This window comes from Candidatus Electrothrix sp., assembly GCF_052785085.1.
Window position 1 is genome coordinate 1 of record NZ_JALAAI010000058.1, and the last position, 22,867, is coordinate 22,867.

Here is a 22,867-nt window from a genome sequence, read left to right on the forward strand (position 1 = left end):
CGCACTCTCTGGCACTACATTAAGAATCCGAAAATCTGTGATGAGTAATTACAGATATTTGAAAGAGGAGCAAGGCCCCAAAAAGGACTTTTTTTCGTGTTTTGAGCACAAATCCTACGAACTTGGGTTAGCCTGCTTGCTTTTCCTACCGTTCTTGCTTAACTTATCTTTTATTTGTGTAATATTATGCATGTCAGATCTCATAAAATCAATCCCCCCGTTATGGTTAATTATAAAGAGACTCAAAAAAGTATTTTATATTCTTCGATGTTGTATCAAACGTCCCTATCCATTTCAACTTTGGGTCGCCCCACGCCACAGTAATTTCCTGGGTCGCTGGAAAGCAGAAAAATCAGAAGGAGGGGGATACAATATTTTCTCTCCTCCGGGATTTGATGAACAACTGGATAAAAATCAGGGGGACGAAAAAAAGAACGACAAGAAGAAAAACAAACAAAGTAATATGCAGAACCAGCATAAATATGCCCTGTTTCTGTATCCTGACAACTTATTCATCTATTGGATCATATTTTTTCTTTTCACAGTTCTTCTTCCGGGGATATTCTTGGGGTTTTCCCTGCCATGCGAAAAACTTCCTTATTCATTAGCCAAAGCAGCAATTTTCTTTATAACAGCCTATCACTTGATATATTACTGTTCCCGCATACCGATCCTGGATGATTTATGGAAAGAATGGCCGCAAACACCGAACCAGAAGAAATACTTCCAGAATATTCCGTCAAAGATTACCTTTTGCTCTCAGAAACATTACAAAAAATACCGAAAGCTCTACCCGGCTGTGGATTCAGGGAAAAAAAATCCTTGGCACAGGCTTACCGCTACATTGCAGAGATGTTTCTGCTGTAAACCGTCATTGAACACCTCTTACTTTAAACGTCCTGTTTACTACAGCCCGGAAAGGAGTCTTCAGGAAGCACTGCTCCGAACAGGAATAGCATCATTCATTGCCAGAACCCGCAGACATGAAAAGCCTTCGCTCTATTCTTTAATTTCCTTTGCAACATATTATTTCGCCCACATCTGGGTGTCCTACCTCTGGCTTTTCTTTCAGCTTCTCTATATTTTCATCACTGGAACACGACCTGAGGACAGCACCATGCTCCATTTTGTCGTTCCGATAATATGCTGGGCCGCTGTAACGATCCTGTCTCTTCTGGCTCAATTTCGGTTTATGAACGGTCCTCATTTTAAGTATGATAATGATCTTTTTCTCCTCGCCCCTCCGAAATTTGAGGAAATTATCAAAAGAAAGATGCGAATCAATCAAAGTACGATGCAGTATCTCCCAAAACTCCTCAGTGCTGTCGGATTGTTAACTCTCGGTGTCTACCTGGCACTTGTCAATCTCATTATGCAGGCCGATGATCCCTCAAAAAAGAACCTTCAATACAGGGAAACAACTTCACATTACTCTCTGTCCTGTGAAATTAAAAACGCTAACCCAGAGTAAAAAGATATGCTGGAATACAAAGAAGATACAAAAATTTACAAAATAAGCTACCTGCTCCTTGCTGACACCATAGAACGCCTTGATATGATTTTGCTGGAACTCCGCCATCTGCAAAAAAATATCATCTATTCCATGCGGGAACCTGGGTTTAATGCGCCGTTACGTTTTGAAGAGGATTTTTTATGGGGGAATGACTGGGACCGCTTTTTTCAAAAATATACTGTCGAAGATGAAGATGCTGTTATTGATGAAAATATTCTCCATTTTCCAACACCGGACAGTCTTGTTGAATTTAACGAAGGTTTCAGAAAAAAAGCCAGCTATCTTGTTCATCAGAAAGCTCATCTTGAACCATATAATGATATCAAGGAAATAAAAGAAAATGCCTTGGGAAGCTTGGACGTTTTTTTATCGGAGATAAAACGATCCAAAAAAGAAAAGAAAAAATTATTCCTTGATTTTGAGCAACAAGAGTTGGATGCCATAAAAAAAATAATATCAGGAATACGATCAAACGTCCAAGAAGAGCAAAAAGTAGCACGAGATGAATTTAATAGCATAATACCGATTCTCCTTCGAAGGAATCTAGTAAATATAGGGCGCATTCTAAAAGAACTAAATGAATTAATACCCGAGAAAGCTTCTACCAAAGCTTCTATCCTCGGTTTTTCAAAAGAAAAAATTGATAATATCAAAGAAAGGGCATCAGACCTTCTTGAGACTCTTCCAAAAGAATTAAAAGAGTTACAAGAAAATCATCATAAAGAGGCAACGGAAAAAATCTTTAAAGAAATAAAACCAATCCTTATCCAGGTTAACCTCAATAATCTGGTGTACCACTTATGGAATAAAACTGAATGGAGAATAAGCTACAAAAGGCATTATGCCAACCTTCGCGGTACACAGCTTCTCAAAAAAATCATTGTGCGTGACAAATTCAAGCTTTGCCGTTTTGCGCTCACCCGCGCAGGTATTGTTGCAGGAAAAAAAGACAAACCAAACATGGATAAGGGCGCCCTGGCCCGTTTTATTATACTACGAAGTGCAATTCATGCCCGGTGCAACCAGTACCTGGAAAGAATCATGGAGTATCAATCCCTGTTCAGCAAAGTGCTGGACATAGGAGTAAAAGAATTCCCCATGCCCAGCACAGATCGACGACGGGAGATCGGCATATACATGGACTTTCTTGATGACCGGGTGTACCGGATTCATAAAGAAACTGTTGATCTGATTGAGCGTCTCGGTATCTCAACACCTCAAGAAGACAAGAAAGACAAGAAACAAAAAAAATCAGAGGAAGACTTCATCCACGAAAAACCAATAATTCTACACAGCTGGAAACACCATTTCACTGCGGAACATCAAGTTCAGGAAGACGCGATTGGCCGGAGCCCACATACAACAAAAACACCCTGTGACCTTCACCATATAACAACAAGCTACTGGATGCCTGAACGCATGGACCTGCAACCGATTATAGGTCATGAGACAGCCCATCTTGTTCTTCAGCAACATTTTGATAATCTATCAGACATATTCCTGCAACATTCAAATGCCGATTTTGTTGACTTGCAACGCTCTTTGCTTCGGGTTCTGAACCATTATCACCGGATTCTGGAAATCGGAAAGTTAAGCCCTGTACATAAACCACACGCCCTGCTCCGGGAAATATCATGTGATTTCCTGGCCGCTTCTGTCAAAGGGTTCAGCTACCTCTATGCCCTGCTGCTGGAAAGCATCGGTATAGACCTGTATAAACATCTTCTGTACGGAAATTTTGAGTCAGAAATTGAGAATGCCAATCTTGTTGATTTGGATATGATTTATTCCCTTAAAGGAACCGGGGGACACCCCATGACCATGCGAAGAGACTGGTGGCTGCGACTCAAGCTGGTTATTTTCTGGTTAAAACGGATACATCATTGGCAGCCATCAGGGCTTGATATCATTCTGCTGGAAGGGACAGACAGTCTGCTTGACAATCTTCTGGTCTTTTTTGACCATATTACCCTGCAGCGGGAAGACAGGAAAGGAGAACTCTGGAACGCCTTGTTTGAACGCCTTTGTGATGAAATTGAAATTTCTCCGGCTGTAAAACAGGTACGGAAGTGGAGGGCAGAACGCTCTCGTGCGACTGAAAAAAAGACCCAAGATAACCAGAAGGAGCCATTTACAGATTCAACCCTTCGTTTTCCAAAAAAAATCCGAAATGCCCTGAAAGAAATTCAGATCGGGTTGAAAATCAAAGATGGTAAAGCATTAAAAAAAGTTATAGTCAATAAATCTGAAGCAATGACAGGTTTACAACAAAATAATACCAATATTAAAAAAGAATTCGACAAAGCTTACCTCATTAACGAACCCTTCTCGTATACCAATAAAGATGAAATCATCTTTTCTGCATACAGCGGACACCGGGGCTACCAAGACAACAACTCTTGGGAAGGAGCAAATCTGCATGGGTACCTGTACGATATACCGTGGACTTGCGCAATGACCAGAACAATTGATTTGTTCGGTTATGATGAAAGCATTCTGCAAAAAATAACGCAAGAAAAAGAACATGAACTTAATAGGTACAATGATGCAGAAAATTGGCTTGATTGGTACAAAGATGCCCCTGAAAAAAAGACATTGGAGGTACTCACGGAAGATAATGCCCAGGGCAGGGAACTGTATAGCCTGGCACTGGAATTCCATATGGTGAATGCTGAGGATCCGCTTGACCGGCTGGTACATGTTCGTCATTTGCTCAGAACGCATGATGCCCTTAGGGGCATAATAGAAGATACCATCAATGAAATAATAAAAGAAATAATAAAAAAAGAAAACTCTTGTGAAAGCAAGGAAATAGACAATGCACTTGATACCATAAGAAGAAAAATAATAGAAAAGGAAAGTTTAAGTGAAGACAAGGAAGCATGCAAGATGCTTAATACCATTATAAATGAAATTGAGAAGACAGACAAGGTATTTGATGCCATCAAGAAAATAATAGAAAGAAAAAAATCAGATGAAGACAAGAAATTTCTTATAAAATATTTTTTCTTCTGGATTCCTTGGAAACAGAACATTAATAAAATTCTAGATGAAGAAAATAGAACAGAAGCAAATAGAACAGAAGCAAATAGAACAGAAGCAAATAATTCTATGAGAGATGCTCTAGAATTCATAGAATTAATTCGTAACAAAATTGCTGCCAAGATTAAAAATAATAACGGTACAATAAAAAATATCGAAGATCATAAAAACTATAAAATGTTTCTTTCAGTTATTAACTATCTTAAATTTTATGAAAAAGACAATAATAATTCAATAACAGGTGAAATAATCAACGCAATAACATCGCTCCATAAAGTGAAAAATGAATGCTATTTACATCAAATATTTGAAAATAACAATGAAAATGACACAAGCGGAAAGGATGATAAAATTAGATGCTTCAGAATGATTCTTGTCAACAGGTATGCAATAGGCGGATATTATGCAATGCAGTCTAAGAGTGAATATGATGCCTTTACCGACCGCAGGAAACTTACGCCCGTACAAATGCTCAAAGGTGATACGTATTGGTCTACAGAAAACAAAAAAAATAACAAAGAGGAGAATGGTAATAATGATTGCAAGATATACCCTCTCCACAAGACGCAGTACTGCAATGTTCTGGGTCGATATGACGCACTCAGTTTTACCCGGACACGCCCGCTCTGCCGCTGCACGTTGCCCTATTTCGACAAAAGCTCTCCATATCAATTCACATCGCTACTGACCCGTAGAGAATTTGGCATCCGAATAGATCTGCATTTGAATATAGAAGAGAAATGCAAAGAACACATTAACCGAGAGAGTAAAGAAGGCCTTGGCCTGGTCGGTGCCGTCTCCGTTATTTTAAAACGTCGCGCTTTACGGATGCCTTTCCTTGCTCGATTATTGGCTTCTGTTCAAAAAAAAGACAGAAAAAAAATATGTATCGACCCTGAAAAACAATTAACAGGAAACAAGCTGGACAAAAAAAAGGATTTAATCCTGCTCCTTGATGGCAGTGTTGATTTTCTTATTCTTTTATGCGAGAAATACGAGGAAAATGTTTCTCAAGATAAACAAGTGCTCTGCCGAATCAGCGATGTTCTTGACTCGGCGTATTGGCTCTTTCAGGACTTTATGGTGGAGCGAACAGAAATTATCTTTGATGCAATTGTGCTGGATTATGTAGCAAAGGACATTATTACAAATCAAGATAGCAAGTTCAACATAGAATGCAAAATCCGCTTTTTTGAAGATCAGTTCCTTGACTACAGTTTGGAAGAGTTTAGGAATGGATTATTTGAAAGAATAAAAGCAACAGATGGTGGGACTCAGCGGACTGATAAGTACTTAATAGTAATGACGGAAATCACTCCTGGAAGGATGGATATGACGCTACGTCTTTTTCCTCCTGATTTTATCAAGATCAATGAAGACCAAAACGACTCAATAAATAGAGGCAAATGGTATCTCAACACATCTGAAGATAAAACTTTCCGAGATCAACTGACCGAACTACTTGAGCCTAACGAACTGCTTGAGCCTAATGATAATGATACTCCTCCCTATATAGACCGCGTTGAAATCACGGTCACTAAAAGACCACCGCAATTTGGAGAAGAAAAGGAGGAATCCTGTCAATAATAATCCTTAATTTCCTCAACAGCAGCACGTCCATTCAGTTCATAGGGGATTTCCTGAAAGCCTACGTTCATGCGCTGGACAGCACCTTTGATGGACGAGATGTCGCGGACGTTGGCTTCCAGCTCACGCATTCTCGACCCGAGCCTGCCTTCTGTTTCAAGAATTCTTGATCCGAGTCTTCCTTCCGTTTCCCGTAACTCCTGACGCATTCCCTTCATCTCGTTACGTAATTCATTTATTATATTATATATGTTTTGGTACATTATATTAGGTGTAAATACTGTATTAATCTTATTCATAATAGTTCAGGAGCACAGGTTAATATAACATTCATCAAAAAAAGTTCCATCCTCTCCCAAAAGGAAATAGAACTTCACACCTGAACAACAATAATTCAACAAAATGATTATAAGTCCAACAACAGATAAAGTCAATTTTTTTAGCAGATTTGTTTAGAATAAAGTCATGTTTAAACAATGCAATAAATTTCAAACACCCCAGGCAACACACCGCAGATCTCACCCATCGCCCCAAGCTCTCTTACAACCAAACCGAACCGTGATATCAGAGCCGCGGCAGGTTACCTGGCCCACGAAGGTCTCACCTCAAAGCTGCCCCTTGCCGAGGCATCAACAGGTAATCCTCGTCATCTTCAGTTTTTTTCTTTTCCCTCCCTGTTATTCACATCTTGCCCCCCTCGCTCACATAAGGTAACATTCTTTTTCTGTCGGACTGACTTATTATAAAGAGCTATGGCGTACAGTTCATTCACGTTAAAGGACGTTTAAAAAAAGCCTCGCATCCAGGTAGTTGAGAAGAACAGAATGCTGTGAAAAGTTGACAGGCCGAAAGCAGCAGCCCGAATTGTCTGATTTTGCTTTCCTTAAAATAGGCCGCACACCGTCAAAATTCAGGTTAGAAAGCGTTCTCCCGCCCTGCGGCTAAGGTAAAGTCTATAAAAAGACATACAAACCTCTAAGAGAATTGAGACAACAATGACTTACTACAAAGACTTGACTCCTTACGAATACTTCGCAAGGTATGTACCATCTGAGTTAACATTTCTCAATGTTGGTTGGCTCAACGACACTGAACCGTTTCCTCAAGAAGAAACTTCTCCAGAGTTCAGGGATAAACTGTTCCAGTTCTGCTTGGATGAATATGTGGTTAATATTGCTCGTGGGTTTCATGTCTGCGAATTGTGTAGCGATATATCCCGCGAACAGTGGTACAACGAGGGTCAATCACGATATGGAGAGAAGACGCATTGGCTTGGTATAGGAGACGGTGAAATTTGTGTGATCGGCAAGTCTGTCATCTATGCTGCACCTACACTCATCTACCATTACGTGGTAGAACATCAGTATAAACCACCGGATGAATTCATTGAGGCGGTTCTAAAAGGCCCTTCTCCAGGGTCGGAAGAACACAAGGTACTCTTGAGGAAGTTCAAGGACTGAATGGAAGGAGCCGTATAACCAGCTGTTCCAGCCAAATAAACATGTATCACAGAAGGCATAACTCGGACTTCTGTACCAGGGTCTTATCAGAACCGGTCAGTTGACTTCAGCGGACAAACTCCCGCCTGTGCTTCCCGTGGTTCTGTAGAACAGCGGCAGACGCTGGAACGCCGCAACGGAAATTAATGAGCTGATTGAGGAAATACCGGGCGGGTTGAGGCGGTACAGTCCCGCATCTTTCCTACCTGCTCCTCTATGAAGGCGACTACAGTGAGAGCGAACTTGATGCCTGAGGCGGAGATACCGGAAGTAAACGATTTGCAGGAGGTGAAAGCAATGTTGGCGGAAAGAGTTGTGAAATGGACAAAAGAATGGAAAGAAGAAGGTGTGAAAGAGGGTAGAAAAGATACTCCCAAAACACCCCACAACGTATTAGAGGATTAAGGGAAAAACCAAATTCTTTCCTGTTTGCCATTTTATCACGATGGGGTACGAGTTAACCTCATTCCTTAACATCTCAATAATCAACAGCAAAGATCGCATGCAAAAACTCATCCCCTATGGCCTGGCAAATTTCCGGGATATCATTGAAGAAAATTACTACTATGTTGATAAGACCCATTATATCCCCATCCTGGAACAGGTAAAGACCCCGGTCTTTCTCCGTCCCAGACGCTTTGGCAAGTCCTTGTTCACGGAAATGCTCCGCTGGTATTACGATATCCGGGCCGCCCACCTGTTTGACTCTCTGTTCGGACAGCTCTATATCGGCCAAAATCCCACCCCCTTGAAAAATAGTTTTTACTTTTTAAAAATGGATTTTTCTGGAATGAGTGACTATTTGGAAGATGACAAGGGCTATATCCACAGAAACTTTACCCTGACCATTGTCGGATATATCGCAAATTTTTTAAAAACCTACAGCGAAGAACTTAACATTGATGAAGCTTTTATAACGGACTTTAAAAAAGAATTCCGGGAAAATGCCGGAGAAGCTCTGAAAAGCGCGGTCCAACGTGTTCAGCAAAAAGGAGGCAAAGTCTATCTTGTCATAGACGAGTATGATGCCCTCACCAACGCCATGGCCATCAACTATATCCATGCCAGGGATGAAGACAACGAGTACCTGAATATCACCCGCAAAGGAGGATTTTTTCGTTCTTTCTTTGAAACCATAAAGGGATGTACAACGTACGGCCTGGCCAGGGTCTTTATCACTGGCATCCTGCCCATTACCATCTCTGATATGAACAGCGGCTTCAACATTGCCCAGTGGATCTCCCATGAAGAGGCATTCATTAATATGCTGGGGCTTACCGAAGATGAACTCTCTGGATTATTGCAAGAGATCTACCAGAATAATCCCCGGATTGATCTTCCGGCAAAAGAGGTGAAAAGTTTTTTAAAACGATACTATAATGGCTATCATTTCAGCAAAGAGGCAGAACCTGTTTACAATCCTATGATGGTGCTGTCCTGCCTGAGAACCATTATACAATCCAACCGCTATCCCCGCCTCCCGGCAGATCAGAATATTCGGGTACAATATAATCAGGTGGCCTACATCTTTGGTAAAAATACCACCAGCCGGGATGCTGTTATCAAAGAGATAACCGACACCAAAGGCTATAAATTTAATATCCATATTGGCCGCCAGTTTAACATGAAGGATTATAAAAGCGGACGCTTTATCCCTGATTGTCTGTATTATCTTGGCCTGTTAACCCATGGAAAACGATACAGTGAATTTGTCGTGCCCAACCTGGTTACTTATGAGATGATCCTCTCCTATTTTGAAGAGATTATGGATTTTTCTGTGGAAGGTGCCGGCTATGACCGCATGGTGATTGAATTTATGGAAACCGGCAATATGGAGGATTTTGTCCAAAGCTTTTTTGCAGCAATTATTCAGAAATTTCCCGGCGACTTTTTCAAGGACGTGAATGAGAGTTTTTACCGAGGACTCTTTTTTCATATCCTCTACTCCTTTTTGCCCAATGACCTCTATGATGTCTTCCCGGAATTCAACCTTCCCAAAGGAACAGTGGATCTCTATATCAACCACCGCACCCTCCCTGATGAACTGGTGGAATTACAAGATCTCATTGAAATCAAAAGAGTACCAAAGCCTGCCACAGATACGGAATTCAACGCAAAATTAAAAGAGGCTGAAAATCAGGTTCTACGGTATCGCACTGGCGACTACAGCGGCTTTCGGGCTGTGGCCCTTTGTTTCCGGGGGAATAAAGATTATCAACTGAAAATTCTTTAGCACGTACGCAGAGGCGGGATATAAGAGTTCCCAAAGGAGTTCCCGGCAACGTGTAAACCAGCTCAATTCACCAAGCCCTGCCCCGATATTCCCCAAACACCCCTCGCAACACACCGCAGATTTCACCCAGCGAGCAATAAGCCCGTACAGCCGCCAAAACCGGCTTCATCAGGTTCGCTGAATCCGAACGGGCAGCGTTCTCCAGGTCAGCAAGGCATTGCCGTACTGCCTCCTGGTCACGCTCCGCCTTAACCTGCTTTAACTGGCGCACCTGTTCATCCTCCACAGCCGGATCAAGCCGCATGACCGGCACCTCAACATCCTCATCCACCTGAAATTCATTGACTCCAACAATCACCCGCTCACCGGATTCAATCTGCTGCTGGTACTGATAGGCCGCATCTTCAATCTGCCCGGCAATAAAACCATTTTCAATGCAGGCCACAACTCCGCCAAACTCATCCACCTGATTGATCAGGTCCAGGGCCTCTTGCTCTATGGCATCAGTGAGTTCTTCAATGTACCAGGAGCCAGCCAGCGGGTCCACCGTGTCTGCCACCCCGGATTCGTGGGCAATGATCTGCTGGGTACGCAGGGCCGTGCGCACGGAATCTTCCGTAGGCAGGGACAGGGCTTCATCCCGAGAGTTCGTATGCAGGGACTGGGTGCCGCCCAGTACTGCGGCCAAGGCCTGTATAGTGACCCGGACAATATTATTATCCACCTGCTGGGCCGTCAGGGTATTGCCAGCGGTTTGGGTGTGAAAACGAAGCATCATGGTCGAAGGTTTTTCTGCCTGAAACCGTTCTTTCATGAGTCGCGCCCACAGCCTGCGGGCGGCGCGGAATTTAGCAGCCTCTTCCAGCAGATTGGAGGAGGCATTAAAGAAAAAAGCCAAACGAGGGGCAAAAACATCCAGGTCAAGCCCGGCATCCAGGGCGGTCTGCACATAGGTCAGGCCATTCGCCAGAGTGAAAGCCACTTCCTGGGTCGCTGTGGAACCAGCCTCCCGGATATGATAACCGGAAATGGAAATCGTATTGAACCTGGGCGCATTGGCCGAGCACCACTGGAAAATATTGGTGATCAGGCGCAGAGAGGCCCTGGGTGGAAAAATATACGTACCACGGGCCACGTATTCCTTGAGCAGATCGTTTTGGATCGTGCCCATGATCTGCTCTGCCTTGACTCCCTGTTTCTCCGCAACCACGATATACATGGCCAGCAACACCATTGCTGGAGAATTAATGGTCATGGAAGTGGATATTTTATCCAGCGGAATCTGATCAAACAGAATTTCCATATCTGCCAGCGTATCAATGGCAACCCCGACCTTGCCGACCTCGCCTAATGCCATGGGATCATCAGAGTCATACCCAATCTGAGTGGGCAGATCAAAGGCTACAGACAGGCCAGTCTGACCTTGGTCCAGGAGATAGCGATAACGCTCATTAGAAGCAGCTGCTGTGGAAAAACCCGCATATTGACGCATGGTCCAGAGGCGGCCCCGGTACATGGTGGGCTGGACCCCGCGTGTATAGGGATAGCGGCCTGGAAATCCCAGCTTATCCTGATACGCTTCATCAATCTCTTTGGGAAGGGCAAGCCGTTCAACAGGACGACCGCCATGGCAGGTGAATGCTTCTTTGCGTTCAGGAAAACGGGCCAGGGTGCGTGCTAATTCGTTGTCCTGCCATTCTTGCAGGGCCGGGTCTTGTTTGCTCATATTTTTTTACCAGATGATCTGCTTCCCAAGCTCTGGATTGGGATTCATTTTTTCTGAAGCTTTGCTTCAATGTTCAAAGCTGGAGTTTGAGAACCAGAAACAGCGGCAGAGTATTGACGAATTATCGCTGGAAAGTCAAAGAATTCCGCAATACATCACTCAAAACCTGTTCTGCCGCTGCCCTGGGATCTTGGTCCAAGCCGGTCAGGAATTCGTTATCCACTAAGTCAGTCAACCTCGCTCTGATCAACTCTATACTCCAGTCCACGGTTTCCTTATTCAGAGAGCGCTGACGTCGTTGTTTGAACTCTTCCTCCTGCCGAAGCTCTGTTTCAAAGGCCAGGATACGTTCAAGCAAGGTCTCTGTGCCTTGCCGCTCCGAAGCCACAGTTTCCAGCACTCTGTCAGAGTTTGCAGTTTCTCTGCCTAAATCAAGAAGCAGCTTCCGGGAACCGGGCATATCAGCCTTATTGATCACCAGCAGATCCACAACCTCTAAAATTCCGGCCTTCATGGCCTGGATATCATCACCAAAACCAGGGGCCAGCACCAGCAGCGTAATATCAGCCAATGAAGCTATATCCATTTCAGACTGACCGATTCCTACAGTTTCAATGAGAATAATCCGACAGCCCGAAGCAGCCATAATCCGCATGGCAGCCCCGGCTGAAGCACAGACCCCACCAAGCCTGCCACGGGTGGCCATGGAGCGAACCACTACATCGCGATCCAGGGCATGATCCATCATTCGGATCCGGTCACCCAGCAGCGCTCCCTGGGTCAGGGATGAAGAAGGGTCAACGGCAATAATGCCCACCCGCAATCCCTGTTCACGGAGATGATGAACCAAGGCACTGGTCAGGGTGGATTTACCAGCACCCGGTGGGCCGGTAATACCTACAGTTAAGGCAGTATCCAGCCGTTGCTGATCCAGTCCCTGCATGATAGCTGGCCCCAGCTCTGTCTGATCCTCCACCAAGGATATAGCCCGGGCCACAGAACGAGAATCACCGCGATGAAGTCGTTCTAGGAGTTGTTCAAGAAGCTGAGCAGGTTGCATCAAGTCACCAGGTTACCACGTCAGCAGCGCTGTTGATGGTGTTGACAACAGGCCTCTCTGAATGCGTTAATAATCGTATCAACAGGAGTGCCTGGTGTAAAAACAGAACTAATACCAGCTTTTTTTAAGCGGGGAATATCCTCAGCTGGAATAATGCCGCCACCAAGGACCGGAATATCTTTGGCCCCGGCCTTGTCCAAGGCTTCAAGTACTGCCGGAAAAAGCCGGGCATGGGCCCCGGACATAGACGACAGACCCACTGCTGCCACATCTTCCTGCACAGCTGAGGCAGCGATTTCATCCGGTGTTCGCCGAATACCGGTGTAAATTACCTCAAATCCGGCATCCCGCAGGGCCCGGGCAATAAATTTTGCTCCACGATCATGACCATCCAGACCAGGCTTACCTATAAGGATTCGGTATAATTCCATATTCGTCATCCTTCGCGATTCAGGACAATCTTGCCCATCACCTGATAGGGAAAGACCTCTTTACCATCCTCACCAAGATGGAGCTGGCCGTTCAGTTCATAGTTCAGCGGTTCTTCTGGTCGACCACCGTACTGTTGTACATCTTTTTGCAAGATCTCAATCACAGAGCCGACAATGGCAAATTTTGATGTATACACAATAACCGGTACCGAGATTGTGCCAAAAGGCGGAATAGTCTGACTTTCATCACTGATACCTGATGCGAAAGGCTCACCATTAATCTTTAATTCACATTTCAGGCTGCGGATCTTTATGGCCGTATCATTGGGATTAACAACTCGTAATTTCAAAAGAAAAATAGTCTCCAGTGCCTTGATTTCCTGCAGCTCAATGTCAGAAAGAGCTATCTGCAAATCCTCTTTGCTGTTCCAAGGCAGAGATTGGGTTGTGGGACAGCCGGTAAGGAGCAGAGATATACAAAGCAGCAACATGATGCCGAAAAATTTTCGGCATCCAAACGCACAAGCAGAAGTGATTAACTTAGGCTGTTTCATAAAAATTTATTACAAGAGAGTAGGATAGATTTATAGAGGATAGAAGCAATCGAATAGAAAAAACAAAACCACAAACTATGGTAAGATTATTTTAAAAAATTGTCAATCCCCTGGGAGGAGTAAAAGGGTATAAGAGATACATTTCCAGCAATTTTAAAGTCGGTGGTTCAATGAAATAATGCATACATCACCTTATCAGGAATTTTACTCCTGACAGTCTGTTAATCAATATTAACAGAATACTCATAAAGAATCACCAAACCATCCAAAAATACAATACAGTTACAAAGGCAATAGAAAACGCACGCAAACTCTGGCTAAATGCTATCAATTGTACAGCCAGACCTGGTTTAAAAATACCCGCATAATAGGGAAACTGATGACGCACTGCCCGAATCGGTGAAGAAAGAATATTACCAATGAGCAGAGTTAAAATAATTCCCTGAGAACTCATTGTCCCATCCTGGAGCAAGGCCCCAGCCGCAACCAGGCCAGCACTGAATTCAGCCACCATCTGGAGGGCAATAATAGAGACTGCCTTGGGCGAGAGCCAGGAGAGAAAAGAAAGGTGTCCAGCCATAAACTCTTTTAACAGCTGGAACATACCTGCCTCGGAAAGACCGAAAAATATAATATAAATAGGCAGGGTCAAACGGATAATCTTGTGGATACGTTTTTTAAAACGTGCCAGGGTTCGTTGACCAGCCAGACGAAAGCTCACCTTTTCCACTTCGCGTGCCCCCTGCTTTTCAGAAAGGTTTTCAGGCCCTAAAAGAAAATGACTGAGTACTGCAATCCCCAAGGTACGAAGCAAGGCTGCCCCCAAGGTCAGGCCGATATAGACAAAGGCTGCTCCTTTTATCAAAGAAAGGGTGATAAAAAACGTGGTCGGCAGATGTAAAAAATAAGCAGGCAGACTATTAAACATATTAGCAAGAAACAACTCTTTCTTACTCAGCTGTTCCTTATCATAGGCTTCGGAGAGCATGGTATTGGCTGCAACCCCGGAAAAAAATGCCATAGAAAACGCAGCGCCTGTTACATCGGACAGATGACCAAAACGAATCATGGGCCCTGCCACAACAGACATTTTCCTGGTCCAGTTCAATGCCTCAATAAAGCCAGCCACCATCAAGCCGATGGAGATAAAAATGAGAAGGCGCGCCAAAGGGTAGCCCAACTCCTGCCAAAGCAGGGCAAGGGTATCAAGCAAAGCAGCAATAATCATTCCTTAGCTCAGGAGCACAGGTTCCCTATTGAACAGAAAAAGGAAGCAAGGCATGGGCATAGATATTATGGGGATCTCCTGTGGGCATAAAAGAGGACTGACTACCAGCAAGGCTTCCCATACATTGCCGCACAATGGTTGCCAGGAAATCCTTGCTTGCTCTTCCAGCAGCGGTTCCTTTCAGGCGTTGTAGTAAAAGCTCTGCCGGATACTTATCCTCTTCCATATAGTAGGTTTGATCCGCAGGGAGTCCCACCAGTTCCGCAGCAGCGGCAACGGCATCTTCCAGACTTCCCAGCTCATCCACCAGGCCCAGTTGCTGTGCTGTTGCCCCATCCCAAACCCTGCCCTGAGCAATCTTATCCACTTCTGCAAGCTCCAGTTCTCTCCCATGGGCAACAATCTCAAGAAACTGCTGATAGCCCCGCTCCACATTAAGCTGAATCGCTGTCCGAAAATCTTCAGACATTGCCCTGGTAAAACTCCCTTGACCTGCCATTTTCGTCGTTCCAATACCATCATTATAAACGCCGATCTCAGCTAATGATTGCTCAAACGTGGGAAAGAGGCCAAAAATACCAATGGAGCCAGTGATGGTGCGCGAAGAGGCGTAAATTTTATCAGCATCAGCAGCAATCCAGTACCCGCCAGACGCTGCCATAGAACCCATAGAAACAACGACCGGCTTGCCTTTTTTTTGCAATTGAAGAATTTCCTGGCGAATCAGCTCAGAAGCAAAGGCACTGCCACCACCGCTGTCAATACGAAGAACAACAGCCGCAACTGTTCTCTCTCTGCGCGCTTTGCGCAAAAGCCTGGTCAGCCCAGCAGAACCGATCTGGCCTGGCTCTGCATCACCGTAGACAATATCCCCCTGAGCAATGATCAGGGCAACACTCTGCTCTTTCATTGCCGGGGCCTGGTAAACCGGAGCATACTCTTCAAGATAGTTGGCAAAACCGGCCCGTTTAAACCCGGTTTCCTTTTTATTCCTTCCCACCAGAGAAATCAGATAATTCCGAAAATCCGTTCGTGTTTTTATCCCGTCGATCAAACCAAGGTTCAGGGCCATCTGTGCTGTATCCCCCTTTGCCGCACGCAAATGCCTGGTCAGGTCTTCAACAACCCCGTCAATATCTTGTTCAGAGATCCCCCGTTGTTGACCAATGTCTTGACGAAAATCTTGCCAAAGTTGGCTCAACCATTGCTGGTTAGCCTCTTTAGCCGCAGGCGACATATCATTGCGGAGAAAAGGTTCCACAGCAGACTTAAAGGCCCCTACCCTGAAAACATGAAAATTGGCCTTCAACTTATCAAGCAAATCCCGTATATACAGCTGAAAAATACCAAACCCATGCAGATCGACCCCTCCCATAGGATTAAGATAAATTTCATCACTATGGGCCGCAAGAGCGTATTGCCCCTGACTGAAAGAGTCTGCATAACTAATAACAGGCTTGCCACTCTTCTTAAACCGGTCAATGGCTCTGCCAATATCCTCTAATTGATTCAGGCCAACATACTCAAGCTGATCCGGGACAAGAACAAGGAGATGAATACGTTCATCTTGAGCAGCTCTCTCAATTCCATCAATAATATCCTGAAGAAGGTATTCTTCCTGCTCAAGAGAACCATCTAAAAACCGAAAAAAATTCTCCAGCGGATCCAGAGTTGATTTTTCCAGGATACTGCCGTGCGGTGCCAAAACCAAGGCTGCACCGTCTTCAATTTCAATCTGATCCTGCTGGGTAACAAGATAAAGAATTATCCCACAGCTGGCGAGAAAAAACATTGTGCTGATGAGCGCAGTTCCTGTTATCAGGACTTTCCAGACAAAATAGGCAGTAGCGCCGATGCATCGTAGTATTTTTTTCAAAATATATACTCAAAAAATAAGGTTACAGAATGAATAATAGGAAAGGAAGTCTGAACGACAGCAACAGGATATGTGATGTTTCAGCTTATTGCAAGGGGTACAAAGAGAAGAAAGGGGCGGGCAAAAAGGAGACGAGGGCAAGTATTGCCCCCGGTGATACAATATTTCAAAGAAATTTTAAAAAAACAGAACGCGCAAAAAAAAATTATAATTGGGAGGTAAGTACTTCACAGGAACGACACACTTCCATTTTATCCTTCCCGTCCTGACCAGCAGCACAGGTACATAAGGTGCCATTCAAAAACCAACAAAGATGTCCAGACTGGAATTCCCAGGCCGGACATTCTTTTTTGCACTCACATTTTTTCAATGTCCAGCAATCCTTTCTTTTCCCGGAGCCGGTTCTTCTTCGGTTGACCAGTAAAAAATACAGCTTTCTTTCAATATGTAAGGGAACACTACGCCATCCCTGTTCATAGCTTTGGACAGCCTTTATAGAGACGCCAAGAAGCCCGGCCAGCGACTTTTGCGTTTTGCCGAGTTTCTTTCGATAATAAGAAAATTCACTAGAGGTCATAAACGTCTGAGAGGTTAAATTAACATGGTAATTGATTTCTAAATATACCACATAGTAACCATCTCGACAACCTCTTTTTACCCTTCCCCTGAACCTTCCGGAAAACCTGTCAAAGCAGATAGGTCAAGACAGATAGCAGATCTTAACCATTTCGGCTATAATTTCGGCTATACTACTCCAGTCCTTCCTATCTCCAACCATATATTACAATAAATTACCTTTATTTTAAATAAATTTACACAAGAAAGGAATCACCCTATGGGAACAAAACACAAGCGCATGGGCCTAAAAAGAATCTTTAAGGCATACTTCTATTCCGTACAAGGGCTGAAAGCAGCTTTCCGCCACGAAGCCGCTTTTGCCGAAGAACTGCTTGTTATCGCATTCATGCTTCCTATAGCCATATGGGCCAGTAATAACAACACGGAACGAGCGCTTTTAATAGGGTCTCTTTTTCTGATTCTGATCACAGAATTGCTTAATTCAGCCATTGAGGCGGTTGTGGACCGTATCGGCCCGGACCATCATGAATTATCAGGCAGGGCAAAAGATTTAGGCTCAGCAGCGGTGTTGCTCACGCTGGTTAACGGAGCAATAATATGGCTTCTCATCCTCTGTGGATAATACAAATATCCTTACAACATCACAACGGAATTATCCTCACCATGCTCATTGGCCACATACTCATCTGCTTCTAAATCATTGACCCATGTCTCCTGATCAAGTACATAGCGAAAAATATATGTGCAGCCAGCATCTAAAGATATTGTCACAGAAAAACTGCCATCTTTTAATTTTCGCATAGGAATGCCGGTTGTTGACCAATCATTAAAATCCCCAGCCAGGGCTGCGGACGCAGCCTGCTCCTTGTTAGGGTATTTAAAGGTCACCCTGCATTTTTTTCTGGTTTTTGTATAGTTTTTTATCAACATCTGCCTCCTCCTTGTAACAGAACATAAAAAAACTCCTGACTATTAAACATTTAGGCAATCATTGAACCGCAATACTCTTGCCCTGCCCTTTTCAACGCAATATAACCACCTCACCTTTCCCGGACAAGGGAACAACATATAAAGATGCCCTATTTCACCCCCACTTACAATAAAAAAAACAGAGAAGCCTTCTTTTCTCTAACTCTCTACTTTCAGCAATTTAACAGCGCAGGTGTAACTTCATGACAACAATAATATCACACACACCCTCCCCCATAAAAATCCCTGAGCTTCTTGCTCCGGCAGGAAACATGGAAAAATTGATAACTGCTATCCATTATGGCGCAGATGCCGTCTACCTGGGAGGCAGCAACTACAGCCTGCGGGCCGGTGCTGGTAATTTTACCCATCAGGGCATAGAACAAGCTGTTACCTATGCCCATGAGCGTAAGGTGAAACTCTATATAACAGTCAACATCTTTGCCCATGATCGGGATTTACAGCAATTTACCGACCATCTCCAGGCTCTCCGTGATACCGGTGCTGATGGCCTTATTATTGCCGACCCTGGAATTTTCCTGCTTTGCCGGGAAACCCTTCCTGACATGCCCATCCACCTTTCCACCCAGGCCAATGTCACCAATAGCCAGAGCGCCCGCTTCTGGGGTTTGCAGGGAGCACAGCGAATCAACCTGGCCCGGGAATTAGGGCTGGAAGAAATTCGTACTATCAAACAAGAAAGTACAACAGAACTGGAAGTCTTTGTCCACGGCGCTCTGTGCATCTCCTATTCCGGACGCTGCATGCTCTCCAACTACCTGACCGGACGCAATGCTAATCAGGGGAGTTGCGCCCACCCATGCCGATATTCCTATGCCCTTGTCGAAGAAAAAAGACCAGGTGTCTATTTTCCTGTTCAGGAAGACGTGCGTGGCACCTATATCTTTAATTCAAAGGATCTCTGCCTATTAGGACGCCTCCCGGAACTTGTTGCTGTTGGAGTGGATGCCATCAAGATTGAGGGCAGGATGAAATCTATGGGCTATGTGGGAGCAGTTGTTCGGGTCTACCGAGCAGCCCTGGACTTTATACAACAGCAAATCAAGCAGGGAACCGCTCTGGAAAAAATCATACTCCCTGATCCTTTTCGACACGAAATAGACAAGATAGGTACACGAGGCCAGACTGAAAACTTTTTTAATGATTCTCCTTCATCAGACGCCATGCTTTATGATACAATACGAACAAATCAGCAATACAGTCCGGTCGGTATCGTGCGTAAGCACACACCACTTCTGATTGAAGTACGTAATGTCTTACAACAAGGTGATCTGATCGAATACCTGGGCCGGGATCTTGCACCAAGTATATGCACAGCAGTTGCCATGACAACAGAGAATGGGATCCCTAAAGAACGGGCCAATCCGGGCGACAGAATTATCCTCACAACCTCTCCAGCCTTGGAGAACCCGGAAATTAACGCTGTTCTGCGCAAGAAGTTTGATCAAAAAACAACATAACTACCATGATATCAACAAAGACTATGACACCTTTTCTGAATGTTCCGTTTCTTCCAGAGGATGAGTATATAGAATTTCTCAATGCCAATACTACCCATATTGATTCGGTCCATTACAGCCTTATGGGGTCAAAACGACTGGATAATCGGGTTGATCCCCAATCCATTGATAATCTGGGCACGATCATTGGCATGATGAAAGAGGTTAAGGTGGAGAATAAATATCTCCTGCTTAACAGTATTTTCTACGGCCCAGAGCTGCTCACCAATAACGAACATCTTGCGCATTTGATTGACTGCCTTGATCAATGTATGGAAGCAGATATTGTCAAAGGCATTATCTATTGCGATCAGTTCCTGCTCCAATCCCTGTCCAATGAAGCGCCTGAGCTGACCAAAAAACTGGAAGCCATTCCCGGCACTAACACCATGCTGGACTCCCAGTCCAAGATAAGCTCGCACCTCGCCTATATACGGGAAACAAATTTCCGCTCACCAGGTAAACTGACGTTAGACCGCGCACTCAATCGCAATCTTGAAAAACTGACTGACACAGTGCAGTGGTGCAAAAAAAGATATCCTGAAATCAGGATCGAACTCCTGGCCAACGAGGGTTGCCTGCCTTTTTGCCCGTACAGAAATTCCCATGATGCCTACATCGCTCTGGGTAATCACGAGGGGGATGATAACAGTTCTCATCTCAATGATAAGTTTGGCTGTAAACAACTCCTGGACAAAAAACCCTATAAACTGCTCCAGTCTCCCTTTATCCGGCCAGAAGATATTGATTCCTATCTTGCCCAGGCAGATCTTATCCTCCTGAGCGGACGGGCCCAAGGAGTTGAGTTCCTCAAAAAAACAATTTCCACCTACATCGCTGGTAATTATAAGGGTAATCTTTTAGAATTGCTTGATTCGATGAATTGGCTCAGCCAACAGCTCTATATTGAAAACTCTGCCCTTTCCTTTGACTTTGCCAATATGCTTTCAGTGTGCAATAATCGTTGTAAATCCTGTGGATTCTGCATGGAACTTTTCAATGTTATTGCCCGGCCAGCGCAAAAAGAAACAGCGGGCCAGGCTGAAGCCGAACTCCTGTAACGCTTAAAAAATCAAACGAGAAACACCCTATCCATTATTTCAGGTGCCGTAAGGGCTAACCTATGTGTTTGCCCTTTTCTGCCGGGCAGACACACAGGTCTGTCTCTACAATTCAGCATCTGACAGAACCCACCTCTCACTCACCAGCCTTGCTTTTACTGCGTCTGCCGGTTATCTTGATAATATTTTGTCCAGGCAAAGTTCTGACAAGAAAATATAAAGGATAATCATGCAGGTATCCCCATGCGCTTTTCCAGAGGCTGGGGATTGCATCCATGTCATTCATTCTTATTGAGGTGCAATGTGAAAATCAAAGAAACGCTTCTTCAGCAGCAGGAGATCACGGAACGGGTCAACAGCTTAGGCCAACAGCTCACAAAGGATTATGCAGGTAAAAAACCTGTTGTCATCGGTATCCTCAATGGTGCCTTTATTTTTCTGGCTGATCTGGTCAGAGCTATGGATATGGCTGTGGAAGTGGACTTTATCCGGGTGGCAAGCTATGGACAGGCCACTGAGAGCAGTGGAACAATCACGCTGAGTAAAGCACCGGAACGGGATCTGAACGGCAAGGATATTCTGCTGGTGGAAGATATTGTGGACAGTGGCACCACTATGGTCTGGCTTCAGAAATATTTCACCACAGAGCATCAACCAAGCTCTGTGAAAACATGTACACTGATCAACAAGAGTCAACGGCGGGCTGTTGATGTAAATATCGACTATATCGGCTTTGAGATAGAAAAAGGTTTTCTGGTGGGGTATGGGCTGGATTGCGCAGAAACTTATCGGAATTTGCCGGAGATTTGTGCTTTGGAGGAATAGAAAAGCCCTGAATCCGGGGGGACTCAGGGCTGGATTTCTCAGAGGTTGATTAATCAGGTTCTGACTCGCCTTATGATTTTTGGGGTTCGTACCTCACCCCAACCTACCGGGCTGCTTGAGCAGATTTTCAACTCGTCCCAGTAATACAACTTGCCATAAAACTACGTTTACGCCATAATCTTACATGTAAGATGAAAATTTCATGGAGGTTAATTATGGTAGATGTGTCCACCACAAAAATGTCATCCAAAGGGCAGGTCGTCATCCCTGAGAATATCCGTAAAACTCTCAACCTGAACGCCGGTGCTCAGTTTATCGTTGTCGGCGATAAAGATGTTGTCATATTAAAAAGCATCACACCGCCTTCCATTGATGAATTTGACGATTTAATCGCCCAGGCAAGGTCGGATGGCGAAAATGCAGGATTAAAGAAGCCTGATATCGCAGATGCGATAAAAAAAGTCCGGGGCAAAAAATGAGAATTGTTCTGGATACAAATGTTTTCATTTCTGCAATTTTCTTTGGTGGCCCACCTTCAGAGATTCTTACATCCTGGAAGCATTCTCAAATTCAGATCATCTTCACCAAAGAAATACTGGAGGAATATCAACACGTGGGAAAGGAGTTGTCGGTAAAATACCCTTCTGTTAACATTGAGCCGATTCTAGAACTCTTTACCATCTTTGGAGAATTTGTCGGAACAGAAGGCATCAAAGAGATAATCTGCGAAGATCCTGATGACAACAAATTTATTGAGTGTGCAATTGCCAGCGGAAGCAAGCTGATTGTTAGTGGGGATAAACACTTACTGAACATCTCTGGATATAAGAAAATAGAGGTTCTGAAGCCGAGAGAGTTCGTGGACGCTTACCTGGAGTAATGCATTTACAAGCTATCATTGCTTGCCTGAAAGCAGACATGCATCAAGGTGCTGTTGCGGAACAAAATCTGAAGCAGATTCAACGGATTCGTTCGACAATCCGCGCTTTTCCCCGATTATCTTTCAGTTTGGAGAGTCATACGTCAAATACTTTTGTCAGCAATTCCCGGACACGACAACGATATACGCCTGTTGAGCATTTTTGCTCTCTCTGGAGAGACTCAGGCGTTCTTCCCTATAGCAATGTGACTATTTTCCTGGCCGTCCAGCTAACTTTCTCTTCA

At 44.3% G+C, this 22,867-nt stretch carries 22 protein-coding genes; 13 read left to right on the forward strand and 9 right to left on the reverse strand.

The window, feature by feature from the left end:
* Positions 1-684: 684 nt before the first annotated feature.
* The 3 genes from L2082_RS10625 (at position 685) to L2082_RS10635 (ending at position 6,142) form a co-directional block, all read left to right on the forward strand.
* Positions 685-867: a hypothetical protein gene (locus L2082_RS10625; RefSeq protein WP_446009243.1), complete on the forward strand. Its 183-nt coding sequence runs from the start codon at positions 685-687 to the stop codon at positions 865-867.
* A gap of 7 nt (positions 868-874) precedes the next feature.
* On the forward strand, positions 875-1,471 hold the full coding sequence (locus L2082_RS10630) for a hypothetical protein (protein ID WP_446009242.1): 597 nt from the start codon (positions 875-877) through the stop codon (positions 1,469-1,471).
* A 474-nt stretch (positions 1,472-1,945) separates the two neighbouring features.
* A complete protein-coding gene (locus tag L2082_RS10635) occupies positions 1,946-6,142 on the forward strand; it encodes a hypothetical protein (protein ID WP_446011726.1) in 4,197 nt (1,398 codons plus the stop codon).
* Here L2082_RS10635 and L2082_RS10640 read toward each other — a convergent pair.
* Positions 6,136-6,351 carry a hypothetical protein gene (locus tag L2082_RS10640; protein ID WP_446011727.1) on the reverse strand — a complete coding sequence of 72 codons (216 nt, stop codon included), beginning with the start codon at positions 6,349-6,351 and terminating at the stop codon, positions 6,136-6,138. The two genes, L2082_RS10635 and L2082_RS10640, sit on opposite strands and share 7 nt — an antisense overlap.
* Positions 6,352-7,137: 786 nt before the next feature.
* Here L2082_RS10640 and L2082_RS10645 point away from each other — a divergent pair.
* From L2082_RS10645 to L2082_RS10655, 3 genes are all read left to right on the forward strand, one after another.
* Positions 7,138-7,602 (forward strand): DUF7919 family protein, encoded by a 465-nt coding sequence (locus L2082_RS10645; protein WP_446009239.1) that lies wholly within the window; start codon positions 7,138-7,140, stop codon positions 7,600-7,602.
* 285 nt (positions 7,603-7,887) lie between these two features.
* Complete coding sequence (locus tag L2082_RS10650) at positions 7,888-8,046, forward strand: hypothetical protein (RefSeq protein ID WP_446009238.1); 159 nt, start codon at positions 7,888-7,890, stop codon at positions 8,044-8,046.
* 97 nt (positions 8,047-8,143) lie between these two features.
* Positions 8,144-9,874, forward strand: a complete 1,731-nt coding sequence (locus L2082_RS10655; protein WP_446009237.1) for an AAA family ATPase — start codon at positions 8,144-8,146, stop codon at positions 9,872-9,874.
* A gap of 67 nt (positions 9,875-9,941) precedes the next feature.
* On the opposite strand, the gene L2082_RS10660 is transcribed toward L2082_RS10655, so the two are convergent.
* The 7 genes from L2082_RS10660 to L2082_RS10690 all read right to left on the reverse strand — a co-directional run bounded on the left by L2082_RS10660 (position 9,942) and on the right by L2082_RS10690 (position 17,326).
* Positions 9,942-11,600 (reverse strand): acyl-CoA mutase large subunit family protein, encoded by a 1,659-nt coding sequence (locus L2082_RS10660; protein WP_446009236.1) that lies wholly within the window; start codon positions 11,598-11,600, stop codon positions 9,942-9,944.
* 121 nt (positions 11,601-11,721) lie between these two features.
* A complete protein-coding gene (meaB, locus tag L2082_RS10665) occupies positions 11,722-12,660 on the reverse strand; it encodes a methylmalonyl Co-A mutase-associated GTPase MeaB (RefSeq protein WP_446009235.1) in 939 nt (312 codons plus the stop codon).
* 20 nt (positions 12,661-12,680) lie between these two features.
* Complete coding sequence (locus L2082_RS10670; protein ID WP_446009234.1) at positions 12,681-13,091, reverse strand: cobalamin B12-binding domain-containing protein; 411 nt, start codon at positions 13,089-13,091, stop codon at positions 12,681-12,683.
* A 5-nt stretch (positions 13,092-13,096) separates the two neighbouring features.
* Positions 13,097-13,582 (reverse strand): LEA type 2 family protein, encoded by a 486-nt coding sequence (locus L2082_RS10675; protein WP_446011728.1) that lies wholly within the window; start codon positions 13,580-13,582, stop codon positions 13,097-13,099.
* Positions 13,583-13,898: 316 nt separating this feature from the next.
* Entirely contained in the window at positions 13,899-14,873 is a 975-nt protein-coding gene (locus tag L2082_RS10680) for a hypothetical protein (protein ID WP_446009760.1), read from the reverse strand.
* A gap of 25 nt (positions 14,874-14,898) precedes the next feature.
* Positions 14,899-16,749 (reverse strand): signal peptide peptidase SppA, encoded by a 1,851-nt coding sequence (gene sppA, locus L2082_RS10685; protein WP_446009761.1) that lies wholly within the window; start codon positions 16,747-16,749, stop codon positions 14,899-14,901.
* A 205-nt stretch (positions 16,750-16,954) separates the two neighbouring features.
* Entirely contained in the window at positions 16,955-17,326 is a 372-nt protein-coding gene (locus tag L2082_RS10690; protein WP_446009762.1) for a helix-turn-helix domain-containing protein, read from the reverse strand.
* Positions 17,327-17,584: 258 nt separating this feature from the next.
* Between L2082_RS10690 and L2082_RS10695 the strand changes: the two genes are divergently transcribed.
* Positions 17,585-17,950, forward strand: a complete 366-nt coding sequence (locus L2082_RS10695) for a diacylglycerol kinase (RefSeq protein ID WP_446009763.1) — start codon at positions 17,585-17,587, stop codon at positions 17,948-17,950.
* A gap of 11 nt (positions 17,951-17,961) precedes the next feature.
* On the opposite strand, the gene L2082_RS10700 is transcribed toward L2082_RS10695, so the two are convergent.
* Positions 17,962-18,258 (reverse strand): isoamylase early set domain-containing protein, encoded by a 297-nt coding sequence (locus tag L2082_RS10700; protein WP_446009764.1) that lies wholly within the window; start codon positions 18,256-18,258, stop codon positions 17,962-17,964.
* Positions 18,259-18,569: 311 nt separating this feature from the next.
* On the opposite strand from L2082_RS10700, the gene L2082_RS10705 reads away from it, so the two are divergent.
* The 6 genes from L2082_RS10705 to L2082_RS10730 all read left to right on the forward strand — a co-directional run.
* Positions 18,570-19,778 carry a U32 family peptidase gene (locus L2082_RS10705; RefSeq protein ID WP_446011729.1) on the forward strand — a complete coding sequence of 403 codons (1,209 nt, stop codon included), beginning with the start codon at positions 18,570-18,572 and terminating at the stop codon, positions 19,776-19,778.
* A 5-nt stretch (positions 19,779-19,783) separates the two neighbouring features.
* On the forward strand, positions 19,784-20,878 hold the full coding sequence (locus L2082_RS10710) for a hypothetical protein (RefSeq protein WP_446011730.1): 1,095 nt from the start codon (positions 19,784-19,786) through the stop codon (positions 20,876-20,878).
* 303 nt (positions 20,879-21,181) lie between these two features.
* Positions 21,182-21,703, forward strand: a complete 522-nt coding sequence (hpt, locus tag L2082_RS10715; protein WP_446009767.1) for a hypoxanthine phosphoribosyltransferase — start codon at positions 21,182-21,184, stop codon at positions 21,701-21,703.
* Positions 21,704-21,918: 215 nt separating this feature from the next.
* The gene (locus L2082_RS10720) at positions 21,919-22,182 is read left to right on the forward strand and encodes an AbrB/MazE/SpoVT family DNA-binding domain-containing protein (RefSeq protein ID WP_446009768.1); all 264 of its coding nucleotides are present in this window, start codon (positions 21,919-21,921) and stop codon (positions 22,180-22,182) included.
* Positions 22,179-22,583 (forward strand): putative toxin-antitoxin system toxin component, PIN family, encoded by a 405-nt coding sequence (locus tag L2082_RS10725; RefSeq protein WP_446009769.1) that lies wholly within the window; start codon positions 22,179-22,181, stop codon positions 22,581-22,583. The genes L2082_RS10720 and L2082_RS10725 overlap by 4 nt, the downstream gene beginning before the upstream one ends.
* A partial coding sequence (locus tag L2082_RS10730; RefSeq protein WP_446009770.1) for a hypothetical protein occupies positions 22,583-22,867 on the forward strand: 285 nt, incomplete at its 3' end. The genes L2082_RS10725 and L2082_RS10730, both read left to right, overlap by 1 nt.